The 26,470-nt window shown below is 32.3% G+C and carries 21 protein-coding genes; 11 read left to right on the top strand and 10 right to left on the bottom strand.

Annotated elements, in window-relative coordinates:
* Position 1: 1 nt before the first annotated feature.
* The 3 genes from WAF17_RS12820 (at position 2) to WAF17_RS12810 (ending at position 1,926) form a co-directional block, all read left to right on the top strand.
* Complete coding sequence (locus WAF17_RS12820; RefSeq protein ID WP_338760031.1) at positions 2 to 670, top strand: ATP-binding cassette domain-containing protein; 669 nt, start codon at positions 2 to 4, stop codon at positions 668 to 670.
* Positions 671 to 898: 228 nt separating this feature from the next.
* Positions 899 to 1,342 (top strand): lipocalin family protein, encoded by a 444-nt coding sequence (locus tag WAF17_RS12815; protein WP_338760028.1) that lies wholly within the window; start codon positions 899 to 901, stop codon positions 1,340 to 1,342.
* A gap of 146 nt (positions 1,343 to 1,488) precedes the next feature.
* Positions 1,489 to 1,926, top strand: a complete 438-nt coding sequence (locus WAF17_RS12810; RefSeq protein ID WP_338760025.1) for a hypothetical protein — start codon at positions 1,489 to 1,491, stop codon at positions 1,924 to 1,926.
* Positions 1,927 to 2,150: 224 nt separating this feature from the next.
* Here the strand turns inward: WAF17_RS12810 and WAF17_RS12805 are convergent, their stop codons facing one another.
* From WAF17_RS12805 to WAF17_RS12795, 3 genes are all read right to left on the bottom strand, one after another.
* On the bottom strand, positions 2,151 to 5,093 hold the full coding sequence (locus WAF17_RS12805) for a glycosyl hydrolase (RefSeq protein ID WP_338760023.1): 2,943 nt from the start codon (positions 5,091 to 5,093) through the stop codon (positions 2,151 to 2,153).
* Between the two features lie 226 nt (positions 5,094 to 5,319).
* On the bottom strand, positions 5,320 to 5,697 hold the full coding sequence (locus WAF17_RS12800) for a hypothetical protein (RefSeq protein WP_338760021.1): 378 nt from the start codon (positions 5,695 to 5,697) through the stop codon (positions 5,320 to 5,322).
* A 131-nt stretch (positions 5,698 to 5,828) separates the two neighbouring features.
* A complete protein-coding gene (locus tag WAF17_RS12795; RefSeq protein ID WP_338760018.1) occupies positions 5,829 to 6,239 on the bottom strand; it encodes a hypothetical protein in 411 nt (136 codons plus the stop codon).
* Positions 6,240 to 6,471: 232 nt separating this feature from the next.
* Here WAF17_RS12795 and WAF17_RS12790 point away from each other — a divergent pair, with 232 nt between their 5' ends.
* The 3 genes from WAF17_RS12790 (at position 6,472) to WAF17_RS12780 (ending at position 10,271) form a co-directional block, all read left to right on the top strand.
* Positions 6,472 to 7,044, top strand: a complete 573-nt coding sequence (locus WAF17_RS12790; RefSeq protein WP_338760016.1) for a ferritin — start codon at positions 6,472 to 6,474, stop codon at positions 7,042 to 7,044.
* Between the two features lie 266 nt (positions 7,045 to 7,310).
* Positions 7,311 to 8,579, top strand: coding sequence for a site-2 protease family protein (locus WAF17_RS12785; RefSeq protein WP_338760014.1), 1,269 nt, complete (start codon positions 7,311 to 7,313; stop codon positions 8,577 to 8,579).
* 201 nt (positions 8,580 to 8,780) lie between these two features.
* The gene (locus WAF17_RS12780) at positions 8,781 to 10,271 is read left to right on the top strand and encodes a leucine-rich repeat domain-containing protein (RefSeq protein WP_338760011.1); all 1,491 of its coding nucleotides are present in this window, start codon (positions 8,781 to 8,783) and stop codon (positions 10,269 to 10,271) included.
* Positions 10,272 to 10,504: 233 nt separating this feature from the next.
* On the opposite strand, the gene WAF17_RS12775 is transcribed toward WAF17_RS12780, so the two are convergent.
* A complete protein-coding gene (locus WAF17_RS12775; protein ID WP_338760008.1) occupies positions 10,505 to 11,311 on the bottom strand; it encodes a hypothetical protein in 807 nt (268 codons plus the stop codon).
* Positions 11,312 to 11,633: 322 nt separating this feature from the next.
* Between WAF17_RS12775 and WAF17_RS12770 the strand changes: the two genes are divergently transcribed.
* From WAF17_RS12770 to WAF17_RS12755, 4 genes are all read left to right on the top strand, one after another.
* Positions 11,634 to 12,683: a hypothetical protein gene (locus WAF17_RS12770; RefSeq protein WP_338760005.1), complete on the top strand. Its 1,050-nt coding sequence runs from the start codon at positions 11,634 to 11,636 to the stop codon at positions 12,681 to 12,683.
* A 69-nt stretch (positions 12,684 to 12,752) separates the two neighbouring features.
* Complete coding sequence (locus WAF17_RS12765; RefSeq protein ID WP_338760003.1) at positions 12,753 to 14,129, top strand: hypothetical protein; 1,377 nt, start codon at positions 12,753 to 12,755, stop codon at positions 14,127 to 14,129.
* 122 nt (positions 14,130 to 14,251) lie between these two features.
* Positions 14,252 to 16,000: a phospho-sugar mutase gene (locus tag WAF17_RS12760; protein ID WP_338760001.1), complete on the top strand. Its 1,749-nt coding sequence runs from the start codon at positions 14,252 to 14,254 to the stop codon at positions 15,998 to 16,000.
* 427 nt (positions 16,001 to 16,427) lie between these two features.
* Positions 16,428 to 18,716, top strand: coding sequence for a 7TM diverse intracellular signaling domain-containing protein (locus tag WAF17_RS12755; RefSeq protein WP_338759999.1), 2,289 nt, complete (start codon positions 16,428 to 16,430; stop codon positions 18,714 to 18,716).
* Positions 18,717 to 18,794: 78 nt separating this feature from the next.
* On the opposite strand, the gene rfbA is transcribed toward WAF17_RS12755, so the two are convergent.
* From rfbA to WAF17_RS12735, 4 genes are all read right to left on the bottom strand, one after another.
* Positions 18,795 to 19,676 (bottom strand): glucose-1-phosphate thymidylyltransferase RfbA, encoded by an 882-nt coding sequence (gene rfbA / locus WAF17_RS12750; RefSeq protein WP_338759996.1) that lies wholly within the window; start codon positions 19,674 to 19,676, stop codon positions 18,795 to 18,797.
* Between the two features lie 204 nt (positions 19,677 to 19,880).
* Entirely contained in the window at positions 19,881 to 21,158 is a 1,278-nt protein-coding gene (gene lepB, locus WAF17_RS12745) for a signal peptidase I (RefSeq protein ID WP_338759994.1), read from the bottom strand.
* Between the two features lie 143 nt (positions 21,159 to 21,301).
* Positions 21,302 to 22,066 (bottom strand): 4-hydroxy-tetrahydrodipicolinate reductase, encoded by a 765-nt coding sequence (dapB, locus tag WAF17_RS12740; protein ID WP_338759992.1) that lies wholly within the window; start codon positions 22,064 to 22,066, stop codon positions 21,302 to 21,304.
* 116 nt (positions 22,067 to 22,182) lie between these two features.
* Entirely contained in the window at positions 22,183 to 22,878 is a 696-nt protein-coding gene (locus WAF17_RS12735; protein WP_338759990.1) for a DUF5683 domain-containing protein, read from the bottom strand.
* A gap of 178 nt (positions 22,879 to 23,056) precedes the next feature.
* Between WAF17_RS12735 and WAF17_RS12730 the strand changes: the two genes are divergently transcribed.
* Entirely contained in the window at positions 23,057 to 23,452 is a 396-nt protein-coding gene (locus WAF17_RS12730) for a hypothetical protein (RefSeq protein WP_338759988.1), read from the top strand.
* A gap of 25 nt (positions 23,453 to 23,477) precedes the next feature.
* Here the strand turns inward: WAF17_RS12730 and WAF17_RS12725 are convergent, their stop codons facing one another.
* Positions 23,478 to 24,464 (bottom strand): zinc dependent phospholipase C family protein, encoded by a 987-nt coding sequence (locus tag WAF17_RS12725; protein ID WP_338759986.1) that lies wholly within the window; start codon positions 24,462 to 24,464, stop codon positions 23,478 to 23,480.
* Positions 24,465 to 24,901: 437 nt separating this feature from the next.
* On the bottom strand, positions 24,902 to 26,212 hold the full coding sequence (gene hemA / locus WAF17_RS12720; protein ID WP_338759984.1) for a glutamyl-tRNA reductase: 1,311 nt from the start codon (positions 26,210 to 26,212) through the stop codon (positions 24,902 to 24,904).
* Positions 26,213 to 26,470 lie beyond the last annotated feature (258 nt).

Genomic DNA, 26,470 nt, shown 5'->3' with positions numbered 1-26,470 from the left:
TTTGATTTCTTCTTCAAAACAAGAAACTGCTGTTTCTATTTCTGCACAAAATATGGGAAAAAGATTCGAAAGAGAATGGATTTTTCGAAATCTTTCTTGTCGTTTTTGCAGCAAAGAACCCACAGCTATCGTAGGGAATAATGGGAGTGGTAAATCAACTCTTATCAAAACGCTTATTGGATACTTGCCTTTATCAGAAGGAAAGTTAATTTATTCTCTTGATGCTAAAGATAATGCTGAATCGAATAAAAAAAATATTCAAAAAGAAGATTGGCAGTCTTATATTTCTTGGGCAGCTCCTTATACCGAATTGATAGAAGAATTTACACTCTTAGAACAGCTCAAATTTCATCAATCTTTTAAATCTTTTGATATAGAGATAGAAGAAATAATCGAAAAGTTAGGTTTTTCTAACACGAGAAGTAAAACAATTCGTTTTTTCTCTTCAGGAATGAAACAAAAACTAAAGTTGGCTTTAGCTATTTATTCTGATGCCAAAATAGTATTCTTAGACGAACCTACTTCTAATCTTGATAAACAAAATAGTAAATGGTATTTGCAAGAAATGAATACCATTATTAATAAAAAAACACTTATTATTGCATCAAATCAAGAATCTGAATATCATTTTTGTTCGCAAATCATTGATATTCAGAACTTAAAACCTTAAATTTGTGAAAATATATATGTATTTATAACAACTTTTTGTTTTTTTCATTCGCTTTTTTTTAGAAATTCAAAAATTCGCACTATCTTTAATGATTATTAATTTTGAATGAAAATTGTCATTAAAAATATATAATCGAAAATTAAAATTAATGACTAAACTTTTGCTTTAATCTTAACTTAAATTTGATTTTAAATTTTAACTCAATCTCAACTCTTAAATCCTGAATTTATGAACGCATTTCGTAACCCTTTTCTTTTAGTAGTATTATTTTGTTCTTTATTTCTAGTAAAATGTACGTGTGAGGACGATACTGATGATGTAGATTCTTTAGTAGCTCAAATCTCTCAACCTTGGAAAATCAGCGCACTTACAGTAGATGGTAATGCTATTACTGAAGACATTGATGGTTTTAATCTTACTTTAAACCAAAATGCTGATGCTCCTACTACATACAGCATCAGTACAGGTGGTTTGGCTTATAACTTTGCACCAAATACTTCTGGTAACTGGTCGTTAGCTCCAGATAATGAGAACCCTACTTCAATTGTTTTTAGTGGTTCTACTGTTACTTTGGTAAGTGCATCAGCTACTCAACTTGTAATTCGTTACAACGAAGCTGCTGCTGAAGGTAAGCCAGAGCCAGTTGTACAGTTTACTCTTGTACCTAGATAATTTAAATTTTTCCTAATGTATTCTTAGGAAAATAGATTATAAAAAAAGACTTTTCTTTATTTTTTGAATAAGGAAAAGTCTTTTTTTATGAAATTTATTTTGTAATTTATATATTTATTATTTCATCCTTTAAAGAGTAAAAAAGTATGGACATATTTCGTAACTCTTTCCTATTACTAGTATTGTTTTGCATTTTATTTATAGTAAAATCTTCTTGCATTATTGAACCACCTGAACCACAGAAATCATTAGTAAAAAAAATTGCTAAATCTTGGAAAATTAGCACTCTCACAGTAGATAATAATCCAATTTTTGAGATAGATGGTTTTACTCTCAAACTTAATCAAAATGATGATCAGCCTACTACTTATATGATTACGACAGGAGGACTAGAGTTTAGCTTTGCACCAAGTATTTCTGGAAATTGGTCGTTAGATAATAATAAAAAACCATCTCAAGCTAATTTTGATGAAAATACAGTTGATTTTACGGTTTTTGGCGATAAATTAACTATTATTTATAATAAACCTGCTACTGATAATAAACCAGAATCTGTCTTACATTTTGTATTAGTACCTAAATAAAGTATAAAAAAAGACTTTTCTTTATTTTTTTGAATGAAGAAAAGTCTTTTTTTGAAGTTGTTTAAGAATATAGATTTTTCCTTAGAATTGGGTTTGCAAACCCAATTCTAAGGAAAAATAACCCTGCCATTGTTGGTGTTTTAGCGAAGCGACACCAACAAATACACGCACAAACCTATTCTTAAACAACTTCTTTGCTTATAACTTTGATAAAAAATATAATTTTACCTTTTCTCTACTACTTCAAAAGGCATTTCAGTAGTTTTTCCATCTTCTACCAAAACCACTTTGTAATCAGAAACAGGCAAATAATATTTTTTATTATCTGATTTTGAAATACTAAACGATTTTTCTTTTGCTGATAATGATTTTTCTAATTTTTTAGCTGCTTTTTCATCTATCGTCAAATCATAATTCCAATAATTCAAGCCTTTGTTAGTTTTTGTTTTTTCAGAATGAAGTATATTATTATTCTTATCAAGAATACGAAGTTCTACATCTGATTTTTGAGGTGTAAAGAAGATAAACTTCTGTTCTTCTTCATTTGGCTCATAATTTCCAAACCATTTACTCCAATAACTTTTTCCCCAGTTTTTATTATAGATAATTTTGTTTTTATCTAAGAAAAATGGTTTTTCCTTATCTATTTTTACAAGACTTTGCAAAGGCGCAATATCCACCACAAAAAGCGAACGTCCGTGCGTTCCGACAACCAAATGATTTGCCACAGGCTGAACTGATAAATCGTGAACTGCCACACGAGGGAAATCCTTGCCTAAAGTCATAAATGATTTTCCTGCATCAAGAGAAGCGTATAAGTTATGATCTGTTCCCACAAAAAGTAGATTTTCTTCTTTATAGTCTTCTCTAATTACGTTTACTGATTCTAAAGGTAAATCTGTTCCGATGCGTGTCCACGTCTTGCCAAAATCATTCGAAACAAAAATAATTGATTCAAAATTATCAAAACGGTAGCCATTCAGAGTGATATACACTCGTTCCATTTTATGTTTTGAAGCCTGTACACGACTTACCCAAAAATCTTTATACTTTGGAAATTCTTTGAGATAGTTTTGTGAAATATTCTCCCAGCTATACCCAGCATCTTTACTAATGTGAACCATTCCGTCGTCCGAACCTGTATATAAAAGTCCAAAACGCAAAGCAGATTCATCAATCGAAGTCAAAGTATTATAAGCTACATCTCCTGTTTTTGCTTCCTCTTGATTGCTTCCCCTTGTCAAATCTTTTGATATAGTTTCCCACGTTTTGCCTTGGTCAAAGGAACGATGAACGAAATTAGAACCCATATACAAAATATTTTGCTGATGCTTCGAAAGATGTAAAGGTGTTTGCCAGTTGAAGCGGAAAGGCTTTTGTCCTAATTCGTGTGAAGGCGTGATATAAGAAGATGCTAAAGTCGTTTTATCAATCTTATAACAGTTTCCAAACTGATAACAAGTAAAAACAGTATTATTATCTCTAAAATCAATTTCTACTTGCATTCCGTCCCCACCCAAAAGTCGTTTGTAAGGATAAGAACCTTCTTGCTGCCAAGAGTCTGAATACTCATACTGATGTGAAGCTGTCCAAACGCCGTTATCTTGCAAACCACCATAGACATTATATGGTTCTGCTCTATCTGTTGCCACGCTATAAAACTGACCGACTGGAATAGAATTTTGTTTAGACCACGTTTTGCCATCATTATAAGAAATATTTATTCCTCCGTCGTTTCCATTTATCAAATGTCCTTCTTGTTTTGGATTAATCCATAATGTGTGATGGTCTGCATGAACGTTGTCTTGATTGATACTTCTCCAATCCTTTCCCCCATTATCGCTAGTTAGGATAGGAACACCTACAATGTAGAGTTTTTCTGGGTTATTTTGAGAAACTCTAACTTGTCCGAAATAATATCCATACGAATAAACAACTTCGTCGATGCTTCCCTCGTGTGTTTTTTTCCATGTTTTGCCCTTATCTTTTGAAAGATATAATTCCAATCCTTTTACTGGCGTATCAAAAAGACGAGAATTTGCATCTCCCAAAAACTCTACTAATGCTTTTGGTTCAAACTTTCCTTCTTTGATTTGAGATTTCACAAATTCGACTGTATATTTTTTTGGAAAACGATTTTCTTTCAAATACTCTGTTATTTCTGCATCAGAAACCTTCAAAAACTGCTCTTTATTCATTGCCAAAATAGCATCCATTGTAAGAGTTGGCTTTTTCTCTTCTTTTTTCGTTTCATCTTTCGGCTTTCTGTCTTGATTATCCAAACAAGCATAAATCCAATTTGGATTTGCCTTTGAAATTGTCAGACCAATTCTCCCAGTTCCTTCTGAAACAGGAAAACCACTTTCATTTGTAGTTACTTTTGTCCAATTTTCGCCACCATCATCAGAACGATAAACACCACTTCCTACGCCAGATTCCTCAAAGTTCCAAGCCGCTCTATGCCTTTGCCACATAGCAGCATAAAGGATATTTGGATTTGTTGGGTCAATAATTAAATCAACTGTGCCTGTGTTTTCATCTATGAAAAGTGTTTTTTTCCATGTTTTTCCTCCGTCAGTTGTTTTATAGATTCCTCTTTCCTTGTTTTTGGAATACAGATGACCAAGCGCAGCTACCCAAAGCGTATTTTTATCAGTCGGATGTAAAATTATTCTACCAATATGTTGAGATTCATTTAATTCTGTGTCACTTTTATGTTCCCAGTCTTTACCCATGTTGTAAGAAACGTAGATTCCATCACCTGAATACGATGAGCGAGAAGAGTTATTTTCGCCTGTTCCTATCCAAATTGTAGAATCTTCCCACGAAACGGCAATATCTCCAATAGACATTACTCTTTCGTTTTGAAATAAAGGAGTAAAAGAAGTTCCGTTTGTGTTGGTATACCAAAGTCCACCCGAAGCAAAAGCAGCCAAAAACTCTGTTGGATTCTTTGGATTTACTTCAATATCAACCACTCTTCCACTCATAACAGTAGGTCCTATGGATTTGATAGGAACGTTTTTGAGCCAAGAGTTTTCTGCTTTGATTTTGTTTTGAGAATTGATACGGTCTTTTGCTGTGGTAAACTCTGCCTGTTCATTTTGAGAAAAAGCTAGATTAGAAAGCAGAATAAACAGTAAAGGAGTAAGAAAATATTTTGTCATGTTCGTTTGATTAAGGTTTTAAATCTGTATTTGATTTAGATACAATTTGCAAACAATTTTTTTGCTTAGGAAAATGAAAAGTCAAATAACATGATTTTTCTTTTTTTTTAACAGAATGCTCAAAGGTAATCCTTTTAACCTACTATCTAATGAAATAAAAAAGCCTAGCAGTTTTATAAACTACTAGGCTTTCCTATATATCTGAAGTAATATGTTTTAGAGAAAATTAGTCTCTTTTTGTACCCACATAGATATTTGTAATGTTCTGCACATACTCAGCACTCGTTATAGTTAATGTTATAACAGCATCATTACGATAAATTTCTACATCATTATTATTAGTGGAGTAACGCACTCTTCCATTACTTTCTGTTTCCTTGTCTGTAATTTCTACAACAAGGTTTTTTGTAAGTACTTCGCTATCATCTTTATTGGAGATTGTAATTACGTTAATAGCACCCTCTACATTCACTTCTCCTGCAAGACTCTCATATGTACCAGGGAGGTCATCTGCATAATTGACTACATCATCTTCATCACAAGAAGTAAAAGAAATTGCCATAAAGGCGAGTACGAAAAACATTAAAACTTTGTTCGTTTTCATAAGATTGAATCAGTTTAAAAAATATAAGATTAAAAAAATAGTAAATCAGTTACTAAGATAACAACTTGATTTACGAATATACAAACAAAGTCAGAGGGCTAATGTTTTGAAAAGTATGATTTCTTATCCAGTTAGGTAAGCCACTTAGTTACTTCTGAAAACGACTGAAAATACTGATACGGAATCATCTCTTCAAATTTTTTGTTCAGGCTCTCAGTTTGGCTTTTCATACTAAAATTACCAAAAACATCTTTAGGAACAATAACAGCCATCTTTGCATCTTTTTGAGCAACTTCTAAAAGTTTTGGATAAAATTCTTCTAATACCCATTCGTTTACTTTTGGGTGTACAGCTTGTCTTTCAGTTTGGTCAATAATCCAATGAAGAGCATTTTTTTCTTGATAAAAACCTAAGGCTTTTCGCATCGCTTTTTTAAAGTCATCTAACATAACAAAACCTTTCCAGTAAATATAAATAGCTGAATTGATGGTATCGTGAGAAATTTCAACATTCGGCTGTTTGTATAACGATTCTTTTGACATAGTAGTAAGTTTTAATAATTAGATTGATAATGACTGACTAAGTTAGTAACATTTCTGCTGCTTTAAAAAGCTATATTTTTATTTTGACTAATTCTAATTCCATATTTATATATCCCTTTCAAAAACAAATCCTTTATGTAATTACTTTCGTTATAGGATAAAGTAGGAAAGAAAAGCAACTATGCTGCCTACTTTCAAATTTATGAATTATAAAAAACTAAAAATAAATATTATGTCAAAAAATGGAGTTCAGAAAACTTTCGTAACGATGAAAACATCAGTTACACAAGAAATGCAAGACCTTATTAATAAGCAGATTCAATTAGAAGCACGTTCTTCGTGGGCATATTTGGCTGCTGCTTCTTGGTGTGATAAGGAAGGTTATGTCAATTCGGCTAAATACCTTTATAACCACGCAGAAGAAGAGCGTATGCATATGATGAAATTTTTTAATTATCTAAATAATGCTGGTGGACATGCACTTGCGCCTGAAATAAAAAATATGCGTTATGATTTTGATAAACTAAAAGAAGTTTTCGAAACAGCTTTAAAGCATGAAATAGAAGTAACTTTAGCTATCAATGAGCTTGTAGATGCTTGTTTGAAGGCAAAAGATTTTGCTACTTTTCAGTTTCTGCAATGGTTTGTCAATGAGCAGCGTGAAGAAGAGGTTATTTCTCGTCGTGCTGTGGAGCTTTTTGATATTATTGGTGAAGAAGGACAAGGCATTTGGCTTATCGACCAAGCTATCGGAAATTTAGAAGCCGAATTAGAAGAAGCTGAGGGAATGGAAGAAGAAGCTTAGACAAAAGTAGAAAACTAATTATTTAAAAATCACTACGAAATTTATATTTTGTAGTGATTTTTTAGTCTCAATCTTATTTTAAGTTATTTTTCTTGATTGAATTTCAAAAACCACTTAGTTTTACTTATTTTGAATGGCTTTCAATAAATGGTTGAGAAAAGTATTATTTTTGCAGCCTATATCTTTTCTGATAAAGCCACTATTTTTAAGACACAAACAAGGTATAAAATAATTACGAGATAGACTTATAAAAAGTATAATAAAAAATGCACGAGCAAAACGAACAGTTACCTACCTATCCTTCTTTAGATGATAATAATAATGCTTCTAATCCATTTTTGTATGAGGAAGTTATTTATAAAAAGAAAAAACCAAAGTATTGGCTACATATATTGCTTTTCGTAATTACCTTTTTTGCGACAACCTTTGCTGGTGCAGAATGGATTTTTGGAGAGAAAAGTTTTGTAGCACTTTTGTTTGATAAAGATGGTTTTGCAGGTTTGGGAAGTGGTGGGCTTGGCATTGAAGGTTTTGTAGCTGGTTTGGCTTACTCTATTCCCTTTTTAGGCATCTTGACAGTTCATGAATTCGGTCATTATTTTGCTGCTAAATATCATAATATCCGTGCTTCTTTGCCTTTCTATATTCCAATGTGGCTTGGCTTTTTGGGAATGCCTTCTACTATCGGAACGATGGGCGCATTTATTAAAATAGAATCTCCTTTTACTTCTCAAAAGTCGCTTTTTGATGTGGGGGTAGCAGGTCCTTTGGCTGGTTTTGTGATTGCCTTGGGGGTTCTTTTCTATGGTTTTTTGAATCTTCCTGCGCCTGAATATGTCATTGAAGTAGCGCATCCATCGTGGCAAAAGTATGGTTTGGATTATGCTTCACAGGTCTATAAATCTATTCCAGAAGGCGCAAATATGGAACTGGGAACAAATCTTTTATTTGAATTCTTCAAAAATTATGTCGCTCCAAACCCAGAATGGGTTCCCAATAATAGAGAGATTTTCCATTATCCTTTTCTTTTAGCAGGTTATTTAGCTTTGTTTTTTACGGCTCTGAACCTTATGCCAATCGGTCAGCTTGATGGTGGACATGTTTTGTATGCTATGTTTGGCAAAAAATGGCATAAGAAAATATCAATGGCAATGTTTACGCTATTTTTAACCTATGCAGGTTTGGGACTTATTTCTCCTCAAGACCCTATTGAAGATATTGCACTGTATAGTATTTTTTATCTGTTTTTCTTGTTTATTATTTTCCTCAAAAACACCGAAAAACCGATTAACGCTGTTGTCTTTGCTTTAGGAATTTATGCTTTTCAGTTTTTGGTCGTTAGTTTTTTTCCAGAAGCAAAAGGTTATTATGGTTGGTTGGCGTTTGGTTTTCTTTTGGGAAGAGTTTTAGGACTTTCTCATCCACCTACTCAAAATGAAGTTAAGCCATTAGATAAAAATAGAATGATTTTGGGTGTGATTACTTTTATTATTTTTATCCTTTGTTTCTCTCCTCAACCTTTTGTGATTTCTTAAAATTTAGATAATGGGAAATAGGATTTGGGAAATGGGGAAGTTTTAGAATGGGCAATCAATTTTTTGGCATCAATTTTCTATTTGTAAGAAAGTAAAAGTATATCAAAATTAAATTTTTGTCGTTACTCTTTTATATTTTGTTCAAACAACCGTCGTTGAGGTCTGAACCGTCAACGAGTATTAAATTTCTAAAAAAAATCTATGACAACCCTTCGTTTTCTTGTTCTATTCTCTGTTTTATTATTTATTTCTATTTCTTCTTTCGCTCAAACAAATTCTGAAAACAACATCAATCAAAAATGGTGGAACAATTTGGAAGAAGGTTGGCAACTCTATTTTAGATATAATCACGAAATAGACAGCATTCCGACAGCTCAAAACTTAGAGAAAATCTATAACCTCAAAAAAATAGATTGTGCAGGGAATAAGGATTATTACAACAAACTTATTTTAGATATTAATCCTTTGAAAGATTTGCCCTTTTTGGAGGAAGTTAATTTTTCATACTGTCCTGTAAGTTCTTTAGAACCACTAAAGAATGCCAAAAACTTGCGTAAAATAGATGCCGAAAGAACGCTTCTTTCAGACCTTTCTCCTGTCTCAAAGCTAGAAAAGTTAGAAGAAATTTGGGTGCAAAAATGTGCAGGAATTACTTCGGTAGCTTCACTTTCTTCTCTCAAAAACCTCAAAAAACTATCTCTTTCTGCAACTGGAGTTACTGATATTTCGCCTTTAAGTTCTGTTACTAGTTTGGAGCGTCTGTACTTGGCTTATACAAAAGTAAAAGATATTTCTGCGCTCAAAAATCTTGAAAACTTAGAAAAGGTAAGTTTTACAGCAACGGGAATTAAAGATTTTTCTGCTTTATCCAACCTAAAAAACTTAAAGACAATTTTGGCGTGGCGAACTCCTATAAGTAATCTTTCTCCTTTATCAAAACTGGTTGGTTTGGAAGAGTTATATCTAAACTGGACACAAGTGGAAGACATTTCTTCTCTAAAAAACCTTGTTAATCTGCGTGTAATTGGCTTGGGAAATACAAAAGTAAGTGATATTTCTGCACTTTCTAAAATGACCCAGCTTACTGAAGTTCAATTAAATGATAGCAAAGTAATAGATATTGAACCACTCAAAAATGCTAAGAATTTAGAAATTTTGTCTATTTCGGAAACTGGAGTAGAAAAAATTGATGCTTTAGAAGATTTATTTCATCTGAAAAAAGTATTTCTGAATAAAACCAAAATAAAAAGTATTTCTTCTCTCAAAAATTCTACAAAATTAGAGCTTTTAGAAGCAGGAGAAACAGAGTTGAATTCATTGAAAGAAATTGAAAATTTAGTTAATCTAAAAGATTTGTACGTTTATCAAACACAAGTAAAAACTCTAAAACCTCTTTCTGAATTAGTAAAACTAGAAAAACTGTTTTGTGGAGAAACACAAATAAAATCTTTAGAGGGATTAGAAAATAAGCCAAATTTGAAAGTTTTAGATGCTCAGAAAACAGAAGTTCAAGACCTTACTCCTATCGCAACTTGTAAAAAGCTAGAAACACTTGTTTTGATAGACACAAAATTAGAAACTATGGAAGTTGCCGAACAGCTTAAAAGGCAAAATCTTAAAAAACTGTACATCAAAGGAACGCCATTACAACAAAAAATAGAAGAGGAGGAAGGTGAAGGAGATGATTATTAAGAGTTGAAAATATTCCTATTCATACAAAAAAATAGCATATAAGTATAGGTCAGCCTCGTAGAGCAGACCGTTTGTAGTCTATTTCTTCTATTTTTAGTTTCAACAAACAGTCTGCCCTTTGGAACTGACCTATTTATTTGAAAAATTTCTAGCAGTATGCAAAAAAACACCCTCTATTTTAAAAATAAAGGGTATTTTTATTTATTTATAAGGAAGGACTGCGAAACTAAACTTTAAAAAGTATAACTCACTCCTAAAGCTCCTTGTGCAGCTTTGTATCTAAAACGGTCGTTATCATCTTCATACTGTCCGTCCGTTGTATATTCTGTGAAAAGGTATGAAAATGCTCCTCTTACCATTACATTTGAAGCGATTCTATAGCCAATCCAAAATTCAGAATTAAGTGTTCCCAAATCATTATCTCCTACTAAAAGTAAATTAAAACCTGTTGGTTTTGCTGTATCAGGAACTGCGATACCTACTAGGGGCTCTACAACAATTCCATCTTTTTCTCCTCCAAAACTAAGCCCTACTACATCAATATTAAAACCAATAAGAACATTTTCTGTAATAGAATAATCAGTATAAAGCCCTAAATTGATTGCATTAGTTTGGCTGTTCTCTACAAAGAAAGATTGAGGGTTTTCTTCAGAAGCTAAATCTGGTGGAGCTGCCGTAAACTCTCTATCCGAACCAAAGAAAGAAGACAAACGAAGACCATATCCCACCTTAAAACGGCGAGACGAACCCAATCCATAGAGATGAGAAAACCCTAAAGTCATACTTGTTGCACCTTCTCCAAAAGCTCCTGTAATACCAATTCGTTTTTCCCATGGAGAAATATCCATATCTGTTTCTTTTCCATCTTTCAAAGAAAAATTAGTAAAAGAAGAGTTTTGAATAATAGAATTTGAAAAGTCAGTAGTTGATGTAGAAAAAGAGTTGGTCGTGTTTTGAGCTATAAGAGAACTAGAAGCTCCTAAAAAACAAAGACTAACACCTGTAAGAAAGATTTTTTTTATCGAATACGTTAATTTCATAATAAGACATTGAAAAATAATAGAAATAAAAAATAATTTGATGCTTTCCCCAAAAAATGAATATAGATATTTATAGAATACCTCAATACTATTTTTCTCTAACGATAGAGAAGACTAAAGTGTTATTAAAGTAGTTTTTTTTATGAATTTTTGATGCTTTCGATTTTTTTATTAGATGATTTTTTCCGAAAAAGTAATGTTTTACATAAAATGAGAAAAGAAAGATTCTAATTTTTGAGCAGATTCTAAATTAGAGTAGTATTTTTGCTGTATTAAATCTTTACTTTTTCTATTTGTTCAATCTGCCTTTATTATTTAAGAAATGAAAATTAAATTCACTTTATTTTTTGCTGTTTTTATACTAATTAGTTATTCTTTTTCCTTTGTGGCTGCTCAAGATACCACCAATAAAACAACAGGAAAGCTAGAGAATAAAATGAAAAATATTATAGGTAAAAAATGGGGGTTGGCTCATTATATAGAAGTTTATATTGATGAATCAGACACACTCTTTAGTGTTAGAGATTGTGAAAAGGAATTTTTAGAACTAAAAGAAGATAACAGTTATAATTTTTCTGCCTTTGATAGAACAGAAAAAGGAACATGGCAAACTGAAAATGATTCTACATTTGTTTTGAAAAAAACTAATGGTAAAGTGCTTAGAAGATATGAAATTTATGGTGTTTCTTCACAACCAAATTCTAAAAGTAGCTTCGATAGTATGGCGATTTTGGACATTACTCAACGAAATACCTATTTAGAAGTTTATGCAGAGTGTAAAGCAAGTGATGTTAGTCAGTTTTATGATTCTCGTTCTCTTTTCAAAGAAACTGTAGGTTGGGGAATTGTTGGAGGAGTTCATTTTTACAAAAGTCCTGTGCTAGAAATTGGAATTGCTAAAGCAAAATGGAACTGGAAAAAAACATTTTTTGCTGTTTCGCTTTCTGGAGAAATTGCACCTTTTAATACTTCTTTTAAAGAGGAATACGAGCTTAGAGAAAACTCATTAGGAACAATTGATTCTATTCAAATTTCCCCTTGGAATAATTATTATGGACTTGCTCTTACAGGCTGGACACAATCTTGGGTTGCTTTGGGAGGTGCTGCTACTATCCATACAGATGGCGATAAAATAAACCCTGGTGTACGTATTTTGATGGGAGTTTCGCCCAGAGATTTATTTGGAAACGGTAGTGCAGGTAAAATTGGAAATGCTTTACATCTAACTTATTCGTATCAATTTTTATTTGCTTCACAAGGACTTAATAAAATAATTGCAAATCTGAATCGTCATGCTTTCTCGCTTCGTTTTGTGATTCCTGTCAAGACTAGAGAAACAGAAACTCGTAAGATTTTGGATTATGAGAATTAAAATCAAAATTCATTTCTGTATTTTTGAGGTATAAACTAAAACTAATAGTTCACTAAACGAATTATGATAATGTTCAGAAAATTAAATCCTAGCTTATCTTTCTTACTTCTTGCTGCTCTACTTTGGATAATACAATATAGTATTGACTTAATGATAGGTGACGGAGATGGAAGAATTACATTTTTAGATGCTTATGTTTTTGTAGGATTTGTACAATTATTTTTTATACTATTTTCCTTAGTTTGGGTTTTTGAGGTGATAAGAAGGTTGAGGGGAAATTTCGCTTCTACTTCTGAAGAGTTTTTAAAACGAAATTCGAAAAGTGTTTTTGTATGTATTATTCTATTCTTCATCTTGTGTATAGATTTAATTGGTTTTGCTTTTTTTGATGAAAGAGAGTTAGAACGAGTAAGTAAAGAAAGTTATTATAGAGTTCAACACCCATGTTTTCATCATGGTCTTTTACAAAACACAGCCACAGAAGCTCTTTGGGGAGATATAAAATATCCTTTTTATACTAACTCTTTTGGTTTTATCGATTCTGCTGTGTTTGAAGTAAAACAAAATTTAAATAAAAAACAGGTTGTTTTTATAGGCGATTCATTTACAGAAGGAGTAGGGGTTAGGTATGAAAACACCTTTTTTGGACGAATACGAAAAGAGTTTTCAAACAACAAAGAAATAGAAATTTGGAATGCTGGCTGTATGTCATACTCCCCACTTATTTATTACAATAAAATAAAGTATTATACAGAAGTGGAAAATATTAAAATTGATTACCTGTGGGTTTTTATAGATGCGTCTGATATTCAAGATGAATTACATTATAAAGATTTTCAACCCAATTGTACCAATATACATATACCCAAATCAGGCACAGTAGATTATTATCGTTACAAAATAATAACTGATAATTCTATTTTTGATATATACAGAAACCATTCTTTATTACTCCGACTAATTTCTAATACTTATAAGAAGTTTTTTACGAATCAGAATGCAGATGAGAAGATGTTTTATATCAATAATAGATTAGCTTGGTTAGATGATGACGAAGTTTATCAAGATTGGGGAAAGGAAGGAGTAAAATTATCTGAACAACACATGCAATCGTTGGTAGAGATTTGTAAAGAAAAAAATATTAAACTAAGTATAGCTGTCTATCCTTGGAATAGTATGATTACTAACTATGATAGACAATTAAAAATCTGGACAAGTTTTTCTCAAAAAAACAATATTCCTTTATTGAATTTATTTCCTGTGTTTGAAGAGAAGTTGAAGACAATGACTTATAAACAGGTTGAAGAAAAGTATTTTATAAAAGGTGATGGACATTGGAATTCAGAGGGACATCTATTAGTGAAAAATACTCTGAAACCCATTTTTCAACAAAGAATTTTGAAACAAATAAAAGTGGATAGTGTGTCATATATACCTGAATTATAAAGCAACTCTACAAACCTAAAAAATCAAAATTCATTTCTGTATTTTTGAGATTATTAATAAATGACATTTTAAAACAAAACTCTCCGTTGCTTGTGTCTTCACGAGCGACACACAAAATAACTATGCTAGAATCAACAATTCAACAAAAAGTAAATCATTGGTTAGAAGGAAACTATGACAATGAAACAAAAGAAGCCATCAAAAAATTATCTGAAACTGACCTTACAGATGCTTTCTATAAAGATTTAGAATTTGGAACAGGTGGACTTCGTGGACTTATGGGCGTTGGCACAAACCGAGTAAATCGTTATACAGTTGGTGCAGCTACACAAGGACTTTCAAATTATCTCAAAAAATCATTTCCAAACGAAAAAGAAATAAAAGTTGCTGTTGCTTATGATAGCCGTAATAATTCGCCTGAATTTGCAAATGTTGTGGCTGATGTTTTTTCTGCAAATGGAATAAAGGTATTTTTATTTACAGCGATGCGTCCTACTCCAGAGCTTTCTTTTACGATTCGCCATTTGGGTTGCAAGAGTGGTGTTGTCCTGACAGCTTCTCATAATCCGAAGGAATACAACGGTTATAAAGCCTATTGGGAAGATGGTGGGCAAGTAGTTACTCCTCACGACAAAAATATTATTGCAGAAGTACAGGCAATAAAAAGTGTAGATGAAATAAAATTTGAACGCAATGAAAGCTTGGTAGCAAATATAGGAGAAGGGATTGATAAAGAGTATTTGTATCAAATCTTAGAACCTCTAGCTGATAAAAAGACAAGAGAGGTTGTACAACGTCAAAAAGATTTATCAATCGTTTATACACCAATTCACGGAACAGGAATTACACTTGTGCCAAAGGCATTGAGAAAATTGAGATTTGAAAATATACACGTAGTAGAAGAACAGGCTTTAGCAGACGGAAACTTTCCGACAGTAGTTTACCCAAACCCAGAAGAAGCCGAAGCAATGACTTTAGCTCTCAAAAAAGCAAAAGAAGTAGATGCCGATGTTGTGATGGCAACCGACCCAGATGCTGACCGTGTAGGAATTGCAGTAAAAAATAAGGAAGGAGAATATGTTTTGATGAATGGAAATCAAACACTTGCTTTATTGGTAGCCTATAATTTGGAAGTGTGGAAAAATGCTGACAAGCTCAATGGCAATCAGATGGTCATCAAAACTATCGTAACGACAGAGCTAATCAAGGAAATCACTCAAAAATATGGTGTCAATATTTATGATACGCTGACTGGTTTCAAACATATTGCTGCGCTTATTGAGCATAAAAAACAAGAAAACCCAAATGAAGAATTTATTTTGGGAGGAGAGGAAAGTTACGGTTATTTAATTGGCGATGAAGTTCGTGATAAAGATGGAGTTGCTTCGTGTGCAAGTATTGCGCTTTTGGCAGCCTATGCAAAAGACAAAGGTTTTTCTCTTTTCGAATGGCTGATTGAGATTTACAAAGAATACGGTTTTTATCTAGAAGAGTTAGTTTCTATAACCAAAAAAGGACAACAAGGCGCAGCGCAGATAGAAGAAATGATGAAAACATTTAGAGAAAACCCTCCGAAAAAACTAGCAGGAAGTAATTTATTATCTGTCTATGATTATCAAAATCAAACTATTTTAGAGGTGCAGAAAGGAACTTCTAAGCCGATGGAAACTGATTTGCCAAAATCAAATGTACTTGCTTTTTATATAGAAGATGGAAGTAAAATAAGTATGCGACCATCGGGAACAGAACCAAAAATAAAATTCTATTTTTCTGTAAAAGATAATTTAGACAAAACAGAGAATTATGAAAAAGTAAAAAAAGAGCTTCAAGAAAAAATTCAAAAACAGATTACTGATTTGGGGATTAATTAAATAAAATTTAAACCCTAAGATTCTTTGAAGATTCTTAGGGTTTTTTTTGAGTAAAATTTTAACAACACACAGACGTAAAATAAAAAAATGTATTTATCTTTTCAGTCGTGTTTAGTTCTACTGTTCATAGCCAAGGTAATTTTTCTTATCAAGACTATTTTCCAAAACAAAAAGTATTATTCTATTGAAGGGTATAGAGAACACAGGAGAAGTTTACGATTCTGACAGAAGTGTAAATGTATTTTTATTTGTTGATTGGAAAAAAACTAAAGAAAACTACGAGAAGTCTAAGGATCAAGAGAGAGTTCGCAAAATTAACTATGTACACAAGTATTGTTTTCATCTAAAACATTTTAATCTTTCATTCCCCACTAAAATCATGTAATTTGCATAGAAGAACCCCAAAAGCTAATGTTTTCCCTTACAGATGAAAAAAATAAGAGCAAAAAAATATAAACCTAATCTGAATATTAAAGTCAATTTACTTGGTTTTGTCTTGATGACTTTTGTGTTTTCTGCTTCTTTCTTTAATTTTTCGTTTGCCCAACCCTTTTTAAAGAACGTCAATGAAGAGCGTTTGCTTGTTTTGGATTCATTGAAAGAAGAGTATGAGTTGGATAATTATTTTGATGTTTTTAAGGATATAAACAATAGTTATACATTTGAAGCACTCAATCCATATAATTTTTCGCCTTATCAACTTCACGAAATTACAGAAGAGGTGCCAACTTATTGGCTACGTCTTTCTATCAAAAATCCTCATTATTCTACCCAAAAGTTGCTTGTACCGACTGGTTTTATAGATTCGGTAACACTTTTTATGGAGGAAACAGAAGGCATTTTTTCTACACAAATAGGAGGTTCTCTTATTCCTCGTTCTGAAAGAAGTGTAAAAAGAGGAGGTATATCGGTTTCTGCTTTGGAAATTCCAGCACTAAGTACCAAAACATTTTATTTTCGTTTGCATAGCAGCACCAAACTCTCGGAGCAAGACACACGTTATTCTCTTCGCCGTTGGTTTACAGCCTATACGCTAGATGGTTATGAAAAAGAATTTCTAACGGCTCGTAGTTTTCATAACTTTTTTTATGGAGCTATCTGGGTAATGCTTATCTACAATTTACTTGTTTTTATTGCCCTTAGAGATAGGCAGTATTTGTTTTATGTTGTCTATAATTTCTTAGTTTTTCTTTACATATTCAGTAATATTGGGCAGCTTGGAGAACTCTTTTTGATGGAATATCCTCGTCTTGATGTTGGCATACGACTTTTTAGTGGAATTTTGTCCGTCTTTGCATTGCTGATGTTTGGAAAAGACCATCTCAAAACTATTATCTTTTCGCCTCGTTGGCATCGTTTTATTCAGTTTTTGGTGTATGTTACTTTGGGGATTACAGTTTTGTACTTCTTGCGTTTTTGGCATTTGGGAAGAGTATTAACAACTATTATTTTACCTCTTGCCCTGATTTCATTGCTTTTTGCAGGTTTTAAGACATATAATGAAGGACATAAAAATGTAAAATACTTTCTTTGGGCAAACTCATTTTTTGTCATTGCTATCACAATTTATTCTTTAGAACTTCTGCTTTTTATTGATGCAACAAGGTATTTAGAAACGGTTGTTTTGGCGAGTATTACACTCCAAATGGCTCTTTTTTCGTATGGTTTGGCTGCCACATTTAATCAAACTAGAAAACAGCTTATTCATAATAAACTCAAACAGGAACGAGAAAAACAAGCACTTATTGAAGCAAAAAATAAAGAATTAGAAGAAAAAGTAGTTGAAAGAACCAATGATTTGACTGAAAAAACGATTCTTTTAGAAGAGAAACAAGTAGAAATTCTGTCTCAAAGCGAACAACTGCAATCACAAGCTGATGAAATCTCACATCAACACAAGAAAATGACGGATTCGATTCGTTATGCTGAAAAAATTCAACAAGCTATTTTGCCTTCTGATGAGACATTATATCAAACCTTCGAAAAGCATTTTGTTATTTTTCGTCCTAAAGATATTGTAAGTGGAGATTTTTATTGGACAGCGACCATCCAAACGGCTGCTCCTTCTATTCTTCCTCGTCGTTCGCCTATTGAGTTGCAGCGTGGAGAGGTTACTAAAAAAATTATTGCTGCCGTAGATTGTACAGGACATGGCGTTCCGGGGGCTTTTATGTCTGTAATTGGAATTATCTTATTCAATGAGATTGTACACTTAAAAAATACATACGATTCTGATAAAATATTGGAATCTCTACATCAAAAAATTCAGAAGGCATTACGACAAGAAGAAAAAGCAAATGCCGATGGAATGGACGTAGCTTTGTCTATTGTTGAAGAAACAAATGAGAAAGACCGAATTGTATATTTTACAGGAGCAAAACGTCCTTTGTATTATGCTGATAAAGATAATACTTTGCAGTCTCTACAAGGAACACGAAAATCTATTGGAGGAATAAAAAAGAAGCATAAACCATTTGTTTGTGAAAAAATACAGCTTCAAAAAGGAGCAAAACTTTATCTTACTAGCGATGGACTAATAGACCAGCCTAATGCAGAAGGTAAAAAAATAGGCTCAAGGAAATTTGAGGAGACACTACAAAAAATTCTTCATTTGCCTATGGAAGAGCAGTATGTTGAGCTGATGAAAATGTTGGATTCACATCAACAAGACACTCCCCAACGAGATGATATTACTGTGATTGGGGTTGAAATCTAATAGTGATTAGTGATTAATGGAAATACAAAATTTCTAAAAATAAAACCCACGAATAAATTCGTGGGCTAAAAAATACTACTATTTTGCAAATTCTTTTTCTTGCGCCAAAATCTTCAAAAGGTATGAGCCGTAACCACTTTTTACCAATGGTTTGGCAAGTTCTTCTAGTTTTTCGGCAGAAATAAAACCTTCTTTGTAAGCAATTTCTTCTATACAACCAATTTTCAAATCTTGCCTTGCTTCAATTACTTCTACAAACTGTCCTGCTTGCATAAGAGAACGAAAAGTTCCAGTATCTAGCCAAGCTGTTCCTCTATCCATTATCTCAACAGAGAGTTTGCCTTTTTCTAAATAATGTTTATTAATATCTGTAATTTCGTATTCTCCTCTTGCAGAAGGCTCTAAGGTTTTGGCAATTTCTATGACATCATTATCATAAAAATAAAGTCCTGGTACTGCAAAGTTTGATTTTGGTTTTAGTGGTTTCTCTTCAATTGAGATGGCTTTTTTAGTTGTATCAAACTCAACTACTCCATAGCGTTCTGGGTCGGCTACATGATAAGCAAAGACAATTCCTCCTTCTGGATTTTGGCTTTTCTTTAAAGTATCTTGTAAGCCTGTTCCATAGAAAATATTATCACCCAAAATAAGAGCAACACTATCATCTCCAATAAACTCTTCTCCAATTACGAAGGCTTGTGCAAGTCCGTTCGGAACTTCTTGAATAGCATATTCGAAGTTACAGCCATATTGCGAACCATCTCCCAAAAGATTGACAAAATTAGGGTTGTCATGTGGCGTTGTGATGATTAAAATATCTTTAATTCCTGCTTGCATCAAAACCGAAAGAGGATAATAAATCATCGGTTTGTCATAAACAGGCAAAAGTTGTTTGCTCATTACGAGCGTAAGAGGGTGCAAACGTGTGCCTGAACCTCCTGCTAAAATAATTCCTTTCATATTATATCAGTTACCAGTAAATAGTTACCAGTGATCAGTTAATTTCAAAATTTCTTAAATAATGAAGAATAACTATGATGTAGTAATCTGTTATTAAATTAAAAAAACTATTAAATACAATTACTTAGTTTTCAATAAATTTTACCAAAATGAAATTTGTATTTAACTGGTAACTGTTTACTGATAACTGTTCACTGATTTGTGTTATTCTATAATCGTAAAAGCTCTATCCCAACGCATACGACTAAAAAAACCACCTTTATTAAAATCTGGGTCAATAGACATAAATACCAGTGTTGCTTTTCCTACAATATGGTCTTCAGGAACAAATCCCCAAAAACGAGAATCAGCTGATGAATGACGATTATCTCCCATCATAAAATAATAATTCTGCTTAAAAACATATTCTGAAAGCTCATTTCCATCAATTTTGAGTTTTCCATTCGAAATTTCTACATTTTCATTTCCTTCATAATCTTTTATATACTTTCCGTATAAAGCTAAGTTTTGAGGAGTTACTGGCATTTTCCATCCTTCATTTGGAACTTTCAAAGAACCAAAATTATCTAGTTTCCAATCAAAATCAGACTCGTCTGCTCCTGTTTTTTTTATATCCCAATCAATGTAATTTCTATTGCTAGGGAACAAATCATCTTGTGCATCTACACTCACAATCACATCTAAAAATAGCTTCGGATATTTTTTTAATTTCTCAACTTCTTCTTCGCTCAAGTCCATAACATAAGGAAATACATCTTTTCCTCTATATTCTTCTGCTCCCTCAAAAGTAGAACTTCCGTTTTCAAGTAGTGCATTCATAGATGCTCTCAAATTATTATATTGATTATAGTTGTATGGAGTGGGCTGTACAGCTCCTGTTTGATTATCTATCGGAATTCCAAGGTCATAAAATGTTTCTGCCTTTAAAAGTTCGGAAGCAATTACTAAATACTTGTGTTGTGATTGAGCTGGAAAATCTGTTGCATTTCCATTTACATAAATTACTCTGTCTTTTATTTCAATCTCATCACCTGCAATGGCTACGCAGCGTTTGATATAATTTGTTCTCAAATCGCTTGGGTGCTGCTCTTCGGCTGGATAGTTAAAAACGATAACATCATTACGCTCAATATCAGAAAAACCAGGTAAACGAAATTGTGGTAACTGAATCCAATCTAAATAAGATTTTACGGAATCTGTTCCCCAAATTTTTTGATGTGTGAGAGGAACTTGAAGAGGAGTTTTGGTAGTTCTTGCTCCGTAATGAATCTTGCTTACGAAAAGAAAATCGCCTACCAAAAGTGAGTTTTCCATCGAAGAGGTAGGAATTTGAAAAGGTTCAAACAGAAGCCAACGAATCAAACTTGCTGCAATGACAGCAAAAAGAATTGAATCAAACCACTCTCTAGCTGCACTTTTTTTCTTTTTAGGTGTCTTTTCTTTAGACTCTTCTTCTACTTGATTTTTTTTGAAAAATGCCATAATTTATATTTTAATTATATGTATCTATTTTCAAACAGACTAAGAAATAAATCTGTTATAACTTTCTAAAAACAAAAATTTTAAAGTATTAGATATAGAATTGGTAGTTGAGAACGGATAATTATTACATGATTTTCCTATGATTAATCTATTTTTAATAAATCTTTCATTCCAAAAACTCCTTTTTTATTCTGTAAAAACTCTGCTGCCAAAACAGCTCCTTTGGCAAATCCTTCTCTTGAATAGGCGTTATGTGTAAGCAGAATCTCATCTTCATTTGAAGAGTAAGCTGTTGTATGAGTTCCTTTTACATCTTCTTTCCTTTCTGCAAAGATAGGAATAGTAGTTGCATTTATAGTATTATCACTACTATTATTTTGCGTACTCTTTTTTTCTACTAATTGCCAATTTTGCTTGGAATCGTAGTTTTCTAAAATCGTATCTGCAATAGTAATAGCTGTTCCACTTGGAGCATCTTTTTTTTCTGTATGATGAATTTCTGTAATATCTAAATCATAATGAGTATAATTTTGCATTAATTTGGCTGCAAAAGCATTGATTTCTAAGAAAATATTTACACCAACACTAAAGTTAGAAGCCCAAAAGAAAGCCAACTTTTCAGAACCAGTATTACTTAAAACCATTTTTTCAATTTCTTGTTTTTTCTCATTCCAGCCTGTCGAACCACAAACTACTGAAATTCCTTTTTCTAAGCAGAGTTTTACGTTTTCAAAAGCACTTTGAGGCGAAGTAAATTCAATCACTACATCTGTATTTTGAAGAGATAGTTTTTCTAACTCACTTTTGTTTTCTCTATCGATTTTGAAGGAAATAGAATGCCCTTTTTGGAGTGCGATTTTTTCAATTTCTTTTCCCATTTTGCCGTAGCCTAATAATGCAATTTTCATAAATCAGTTACCAGTAATAAGTTACCAGTAATAAGTTAATTTCAAATGAAATAAACAATTACAGAATAACTTTAAGTGTATAATTTGTATTTCTATTCCTACTTTCCCATTTCCTCCTAAAACGTCATTACCAAAGAAACTCCACCTAATGTATCTCCATTTGTTCCAATACTTTCCATTTGAGGTTTAAATTTGAAAGAAATATCATCATCAATATCAAAGTTATTGAAATGTGCTGTTGTAGTAGCTTCTCCAATATTGAGCAGATACATAAGTCCAGTAATAATCATATAAAAATCTCTATCTCTACGATAGCTATCTCGCTGACGTTGTACTTGGTCAGGCGAACGATTTTCGAAAGATTCATACGGTTTTGTTGCTGGGTTTTCATCATTCATATACAAATAGTTTTCTCTATAAATACGGTAATTTGCATGATTTTGAATCGACAAATAAGCAGGGACAGCAATAGCAACATAAACCAAAGGTAGTTTTATCGCCCAAGCTTTTTTGTTGTAATATTGCCCAGCCCCTGGAAGTGCAGCCGAAAGAAGCGCAGCACGAGTAGGAGGACTAAGTTTGAACTTAGGTTCTAATTCTATATCTAGTTTTTCAACTACTTTTGTAGAGTCTTTTACCGTTTCTTTAATGATTATCTGTGAACTAGAATCTACTTTGATAGTAGTTAAAGAGTCCGTTTTTGTGTCTTGTCCGAAACTAGAGAAATTTAAAAATAAACAGCAAAAAATACAGAATACTACTGCTAAAATTGTTTTTTGCTTAGTTAATAATGAGAGAAACAGCCTATTCATTAGAATAAAATTAATATTGAATAGTTATGGATAAAAAAAACCACAACGGCGAATTATATATAATGACTTTAAAGAATTAGTTTGCAAAATAACGAAAAATAACTCACTTTGAATTTATGTTGAATTTGCATTTACAGAAAATTGTGAATGTTTTTGCATAATTTAAAAAAATAAACGTATGAAAACCTACCTTCTAAAACTTCTTTTTACTATTTTTCTAATTTCTTTTTCTTCAAAAGGATATTCGAAAGGTGTGGGAGGGTATTACGAAATATCTTTTTTGATGATAGATGAAGTGACTAAAAAGCCTATTGCTAATAGTTTTTTTATAATCAAAAAAGATACTATACAGACAGATGAAAATGGAATATTAAGACATAAAATAAATTGGAGAGTTACAGATAGATTTCCTTATAATTGCTTCAGAAGGCGTAAGCAAAATAATATAATCAACAGAAAAATACTATCAATTACAGACATAAATGGCAAATCAGTTGATTTTGAAAATAAGTGGCGAAAATATGGTTTACGAAATAAACGAAAAAAAATATACAAGAAAAATATATTTTGGTAATCAACCTACAATTAGAATCAAAAATTTAATGCCCTTCATGTTCTCTAGGTTTTTCGGGCAAAGTAGGTGCAGATTGTCCTTCCGAGGGTTCTAATTCTTTCATTTCTTTATCTAGCTTTTCTTGTTCTTCCTTCGATAGTAAAAGCTTGTTCAAATCGGGTTGTCCTGCATCTATCCAACAGGTAAGCCAAAAATCGCCTACTGTTTTGATAGATTGTTTCATTCTGCGTTCTACTTGCCCATTGAGCATATCGTGATATGCCTTTGAAAAAGGTCTTGAATAGAGTTTTTGTGTGTTTCTACCACGAGTTTCGTAACTCCATTTTTGGTCGTCGCCCATTTGCTTAGTGAGTTGCTTTTCAAAACGAAGAACAGAATCTAGTGCAATATGAGAACCTATAATAGCTTCCCACGCTCGTTCTTGTGTGTTATCTACATATTCTGCTTTTCCTACAAAAAAATCATATTGCATGGCATAAAGTTCGGGTAAACGAGATTCCCAAAAACCGTGTATTCCATACTGTCCTGAAAGCTGTCCGTTATAATTTTCAGTAGAATGAAGAGGAACATGAGAGTCTCCAATATAATGTCCCAAATCTGCCGAAAGACGAATGATTGCATCTGCATCTCCTCGTTCCATGGCATTTGTGAGCTTCCAACGAAACTGCTCTACCGTCCAAGGCACAATTCCGTATGCCATCAAGGTATCTTCTGAATATTTTTCGACAGCATCTTTCCAACGATGAGGTAGTTTTAGCCATGCACTATCTCCATAAATATCCATATCTAAATAATGACGAGGAGCTTCTCCCTCAACAGCATACCTACGACGGTCTGGATTGACAGCATTTTCGGTAATATATTGAATGTTGGCTTTATAAAATCCAAACATTTCTGGTGGAAGTGTATAGACTGCCATTCTGTTAATAATACGGTGTCCATAAAACCCCCAAGAGTAGGCATTGGAGATACAAAAAATACAAAAGAGAAGGGAAAAAAATATTTTTTTCATTTTTTATTACAATGAGAAATGAATGAAGGTAAATGATTTTATCAAAAATACGAATTTCTTTTTTACTTAGTTAATAACTATAAGGTAACCATAGCAAAATAAATTACCATAGCATTGATTTTTAGAATTGATTACTTCTACTTCTAGTCTCTTTTTTTCTTTTTCTGTTCAAACTAATCTTAAAAGGCTCTTTTAGTGTATCATTCCTAATATATAGAAGAGTAAATACTTAAATTAGATAAGGACTAATTTGAATGTCCTTGTTTGAACTATTTTTTTAAAAAATAAAAAACCTACATTCAAAGAATATAGGTTTTTTTATGCACTTATGAAAAACTATTACCGTCCGTAGTAACGAACACAGTTATGATAAAATTGTTTAACGAATAACAAATAAAATAGCTTTTTTTTAATAAATCATTAATCAAAACAAAGAATTATACTTTTTCGTCTTGCTCTAAATTAAACAAATCATTCAATACATCTACTAAGGTTTCGGCTTCTCCACGTTTACAGGCTGCCTTGAGTTGAATAACAGGAAGCTTAATTATTTTTTGCATCATTCCTTTTGTTATCTTTTCTATTTTCTTTATTTCATCATCATCTAAGTTTTTTAAATGACGATTTATTTCTTCTTTTCGAATTTGCTCTAACGCATTTTTTAGTCTGTTGATAGTAGGTGAGACAATCATTTCTTTGCTCCAATCCTCAAAGCCTTCAATAGCTTCATCAACTATGGATTGTACATACGGAATAGCTGATTTTCTACGTTCTATAACCTCCGCCGTACGATTTTGAATTTGGTCAATATTAAATACACTAACATGAGGTATCTGTTCTACTTCTGGCTCAATACTTCTAGGTACAGATAAATCGATGAAATATTTGAAACGAACATCCTGTACCTCTTCTACTAACTCTCTTGTTAGGATAGGCTTATTAGCAGCAACAGAACAAATTATAACATCTGCTTTTCTTATCTCTTCTTTTAAGTTTTCTATTTTAGCTACTTGAAATCCTTCTGCGTTTGCAAACTCTTGAGCCTTTTCATAAGTACGGTTCATTACTGTTACGGTATGATAATCATCTGCATCTAAATTTCTGACTACATCTCCTCCAATTTCTCCTACTCCAATAACCAAAATTTTGGGCTGAATAACTGTTTGAGCAAGTTCAGAAGTCATTTCTGCTGCTGCATACGAAACTGAAGCTGCTCCGTCTCTAAAACTAGTTTCTTGCGCTACACGCTTATTTGTGTAAAAGATAGTATGTAAAAGACGGTGTAGAAACGGACTTGCAAGGTTCAAATCTGCACTATACTGATAGGCTTTTTTTACTTGATTACTAATCTGAATATCTCCAATTACTTGTGATTCTAGTCCCATCGAAACCGAAAAAAGATGTTTTATAGCTTCTTTATGCTCTTCAATTTTTTTGAAATAAGGGAAATAAGTTTCTGATTCTGAAAGACCTTTTTGTGTAATTAATAAAGAAATAAGCTGTTCTGAAATAGGTTTAGAAGAGAAAGGACAGCTTTTAGGTATATTTATGGTATTATTTTCTGATACACTATAATAAATTTCAGTTCTATTACAAGTAGAAAGTACAAAGAGTTCACTCAAAGCAAACATATCAGAAGCCTTTTGTAAGAAGCTCTGACACTCTGATTCATTCAAAGAAAGTTTCTCACGTATCTCTACGGGAGCAGTTTTATAATTTATGGTTAAAGCCTTGAAAATGAGTTGCATAGTAAGTATGATTTTTATAATATCTACAAAATTACTACGCAAAAAACTATAACAAAAATCATTTGTTCTTTTTGTAGCTTATTTAGAATAAATATAAATAATTTGCTTAACTATTTTAAAATAGGTAATATCATCAAAACTATGAAGTTGTTTAAGAATAGGTTTTGTACGTTTATTTGTTGGTGTCGCTACGCTAAAACACCAACAAAGGCTGGGTTATTTTTCCGTAGAATTGGATTTGCAAACCCAATTCTACGG

The sequence above is a fragment of the Bernardetia sp. ABR2-2B genome (assembly GCF_037126435.1).
Taxonomy (GTDB): Bacteria; Bacteroidota; Bacteroidia; order Cytophagales; family Bernardetiaceae; genus Bernardetia.
The sequence above is the reverse complement of the archived record's forward strand: the minus strand, read 5'-3'. Positions and strand labels throughout refer to the sequence as shown.

What these genes read in the sequence shown, in the direction of transcription:
- WAF17_RS12805 (WP_338760023.1), bottom strand. Translation starts at nt 5,093, where the DNA reads ATGACAAAATATTTTCTTACTCCTTTACTGTTTATTCTGCTTTCTAAT.
- hemA (WP_338759984.1), bottom strand. Translation starts at nt 26,212, where the DNA reads ATGCAACTCATTTTCAAGGCTTTAACCATAAATTATAAAACTGCTCCC.
- WAF17_RS12775 (WP_338760008.1), bottom strand. Translation starts at nt 11,311, where the DNA reads ATGAAATTAACGTATTCGATAAAAAAAATCTTTCTTACAGGTGTTAGT.
- WAF17_RS12770 (WP_338760005.1), top strand. Translation starts at nt 11,634, where the DNA reads ATGAAAATTAAATTCACTTTATTTTTTGCTGTTTTTATACTAATTAGT.
- rfbA (WP_338759996.1), bottom strand. Translation starts at nt 19,676, where the DNA reads ATGAAAGGAATTATTTTAGCAGGAGGTTCAGGCACACGTTTGCACCCT.
- WAF17_RS12760 (WP_338760001.1), top strand. Translation starts at nt 14,252, where the DNA reads ATGCTAGAATCAACAATTCAACAAAAAGTAAATCATTGGTTAGAAGGA.
- WAF17_RS12815 (WP_338760028.1), top strand. Translation starts at nt 899, where the DNA reads ATGAACGCATTTCGTAACCCTTTTCTTTTAGTAGTATTATTTTGTTCT.
- WAF17_RS12730 (WP_338759988.1), top strand. Translation starts at nt 23,057, where the DNA reads ATGAAAACCTACCTTCTAAAACTTCTTTTTACTATTTTTCTAATTTCT.
- WAF17_RS12765 (WP_338760003.1), top strand. Translation starts at nt 12,753, where the DNA reads ATGTTCAGAAAATTAAATCCTAGCTTATCTTTCTTACTTCTTGCTGCT.
- WAF17_RS12735 (WP_338759990.1), bottom strand. Translation starts at nt 22,878, where the DNA reads ATGAATAGGCTGTTTCTCTCATTATTAACTAAGCAAAAAACAATTTTA.
- WAF17_RS12755 (WP_338759999.1), top strand. Translation starts at nt 16,428, where the DNA reads ATGAAAAAAATAAGAGCAAAAAAATATAAACCTAATCTGAATATTAAA.
- WAF17_RS12800 (WP_338760021.1), bottom strand. Translation starts at nt 5,697, where the DNA reads ATGAAAACGAACAAAGTTTTAATGTTTTTCGTACTCGCCTTTATGGCA.
- lepB (WP_338759994.1), bottom strand. Translation starts at nt 21,158, where the DNA reads ATGGCATTTTTCAAAAAAAATCAAGTAGAAGAAGAGTCTAAAGAAAAG.
- dapB (WP_338759992.1), bottom strand. Translation starts at nt 22,066, where the DNA reads ATGAAAATTGCATTATTAGGCTACGGCAAAATGGGAAAAGAAATTGAA.
- WAF17_RS12810 (WP_338760025.1), top strand. Translation starts at nt 1,489, where the DNA reads ATGGACATATTTCGTAACTCTTTCCTATTACTAGTATTGTTTTGCATT.
- WAF17_RS12785 (WP_338760014.1), top strand. Translation starts at nt 7,311, where the DNA reads ATGCACGAGCAAAACGAACAGTTACCTACCTATCCTTCTTTAGATGAT.
- WAF17_RS12725 (WP_338759986.1), bottom strand. Translation starts at nt 24,464, where the DNA reads ATGAAAAAAATATTTTTTTCCCTTCTCTTTTGTATTTTTTGTATCTCC.
- WAF17_RS12790 (WP_338760016.1), top strand. Translation starts at nt 6,472, where the DNA reads ATGTCAAAAAATGGAGTTCAGAAAACTTTCGTAACGATGAAAACATCA.
- WAF17_RS12795 (WP_338760018.1), bottom strand. Translation starts at nt 6,239, where the DNA reads ATGTCAAAAGAATCGTTATACAAACAGCCGAATGTTGAAATTTCTCAC.
- WAF17_RS12780 (WP_338760011.1), top strand. Translation starts at nt 8,781, where the DNA reads ATGACAACCCTTCGTTTTCTTGTTCTATTCTCTGTTTTATTATTTATT.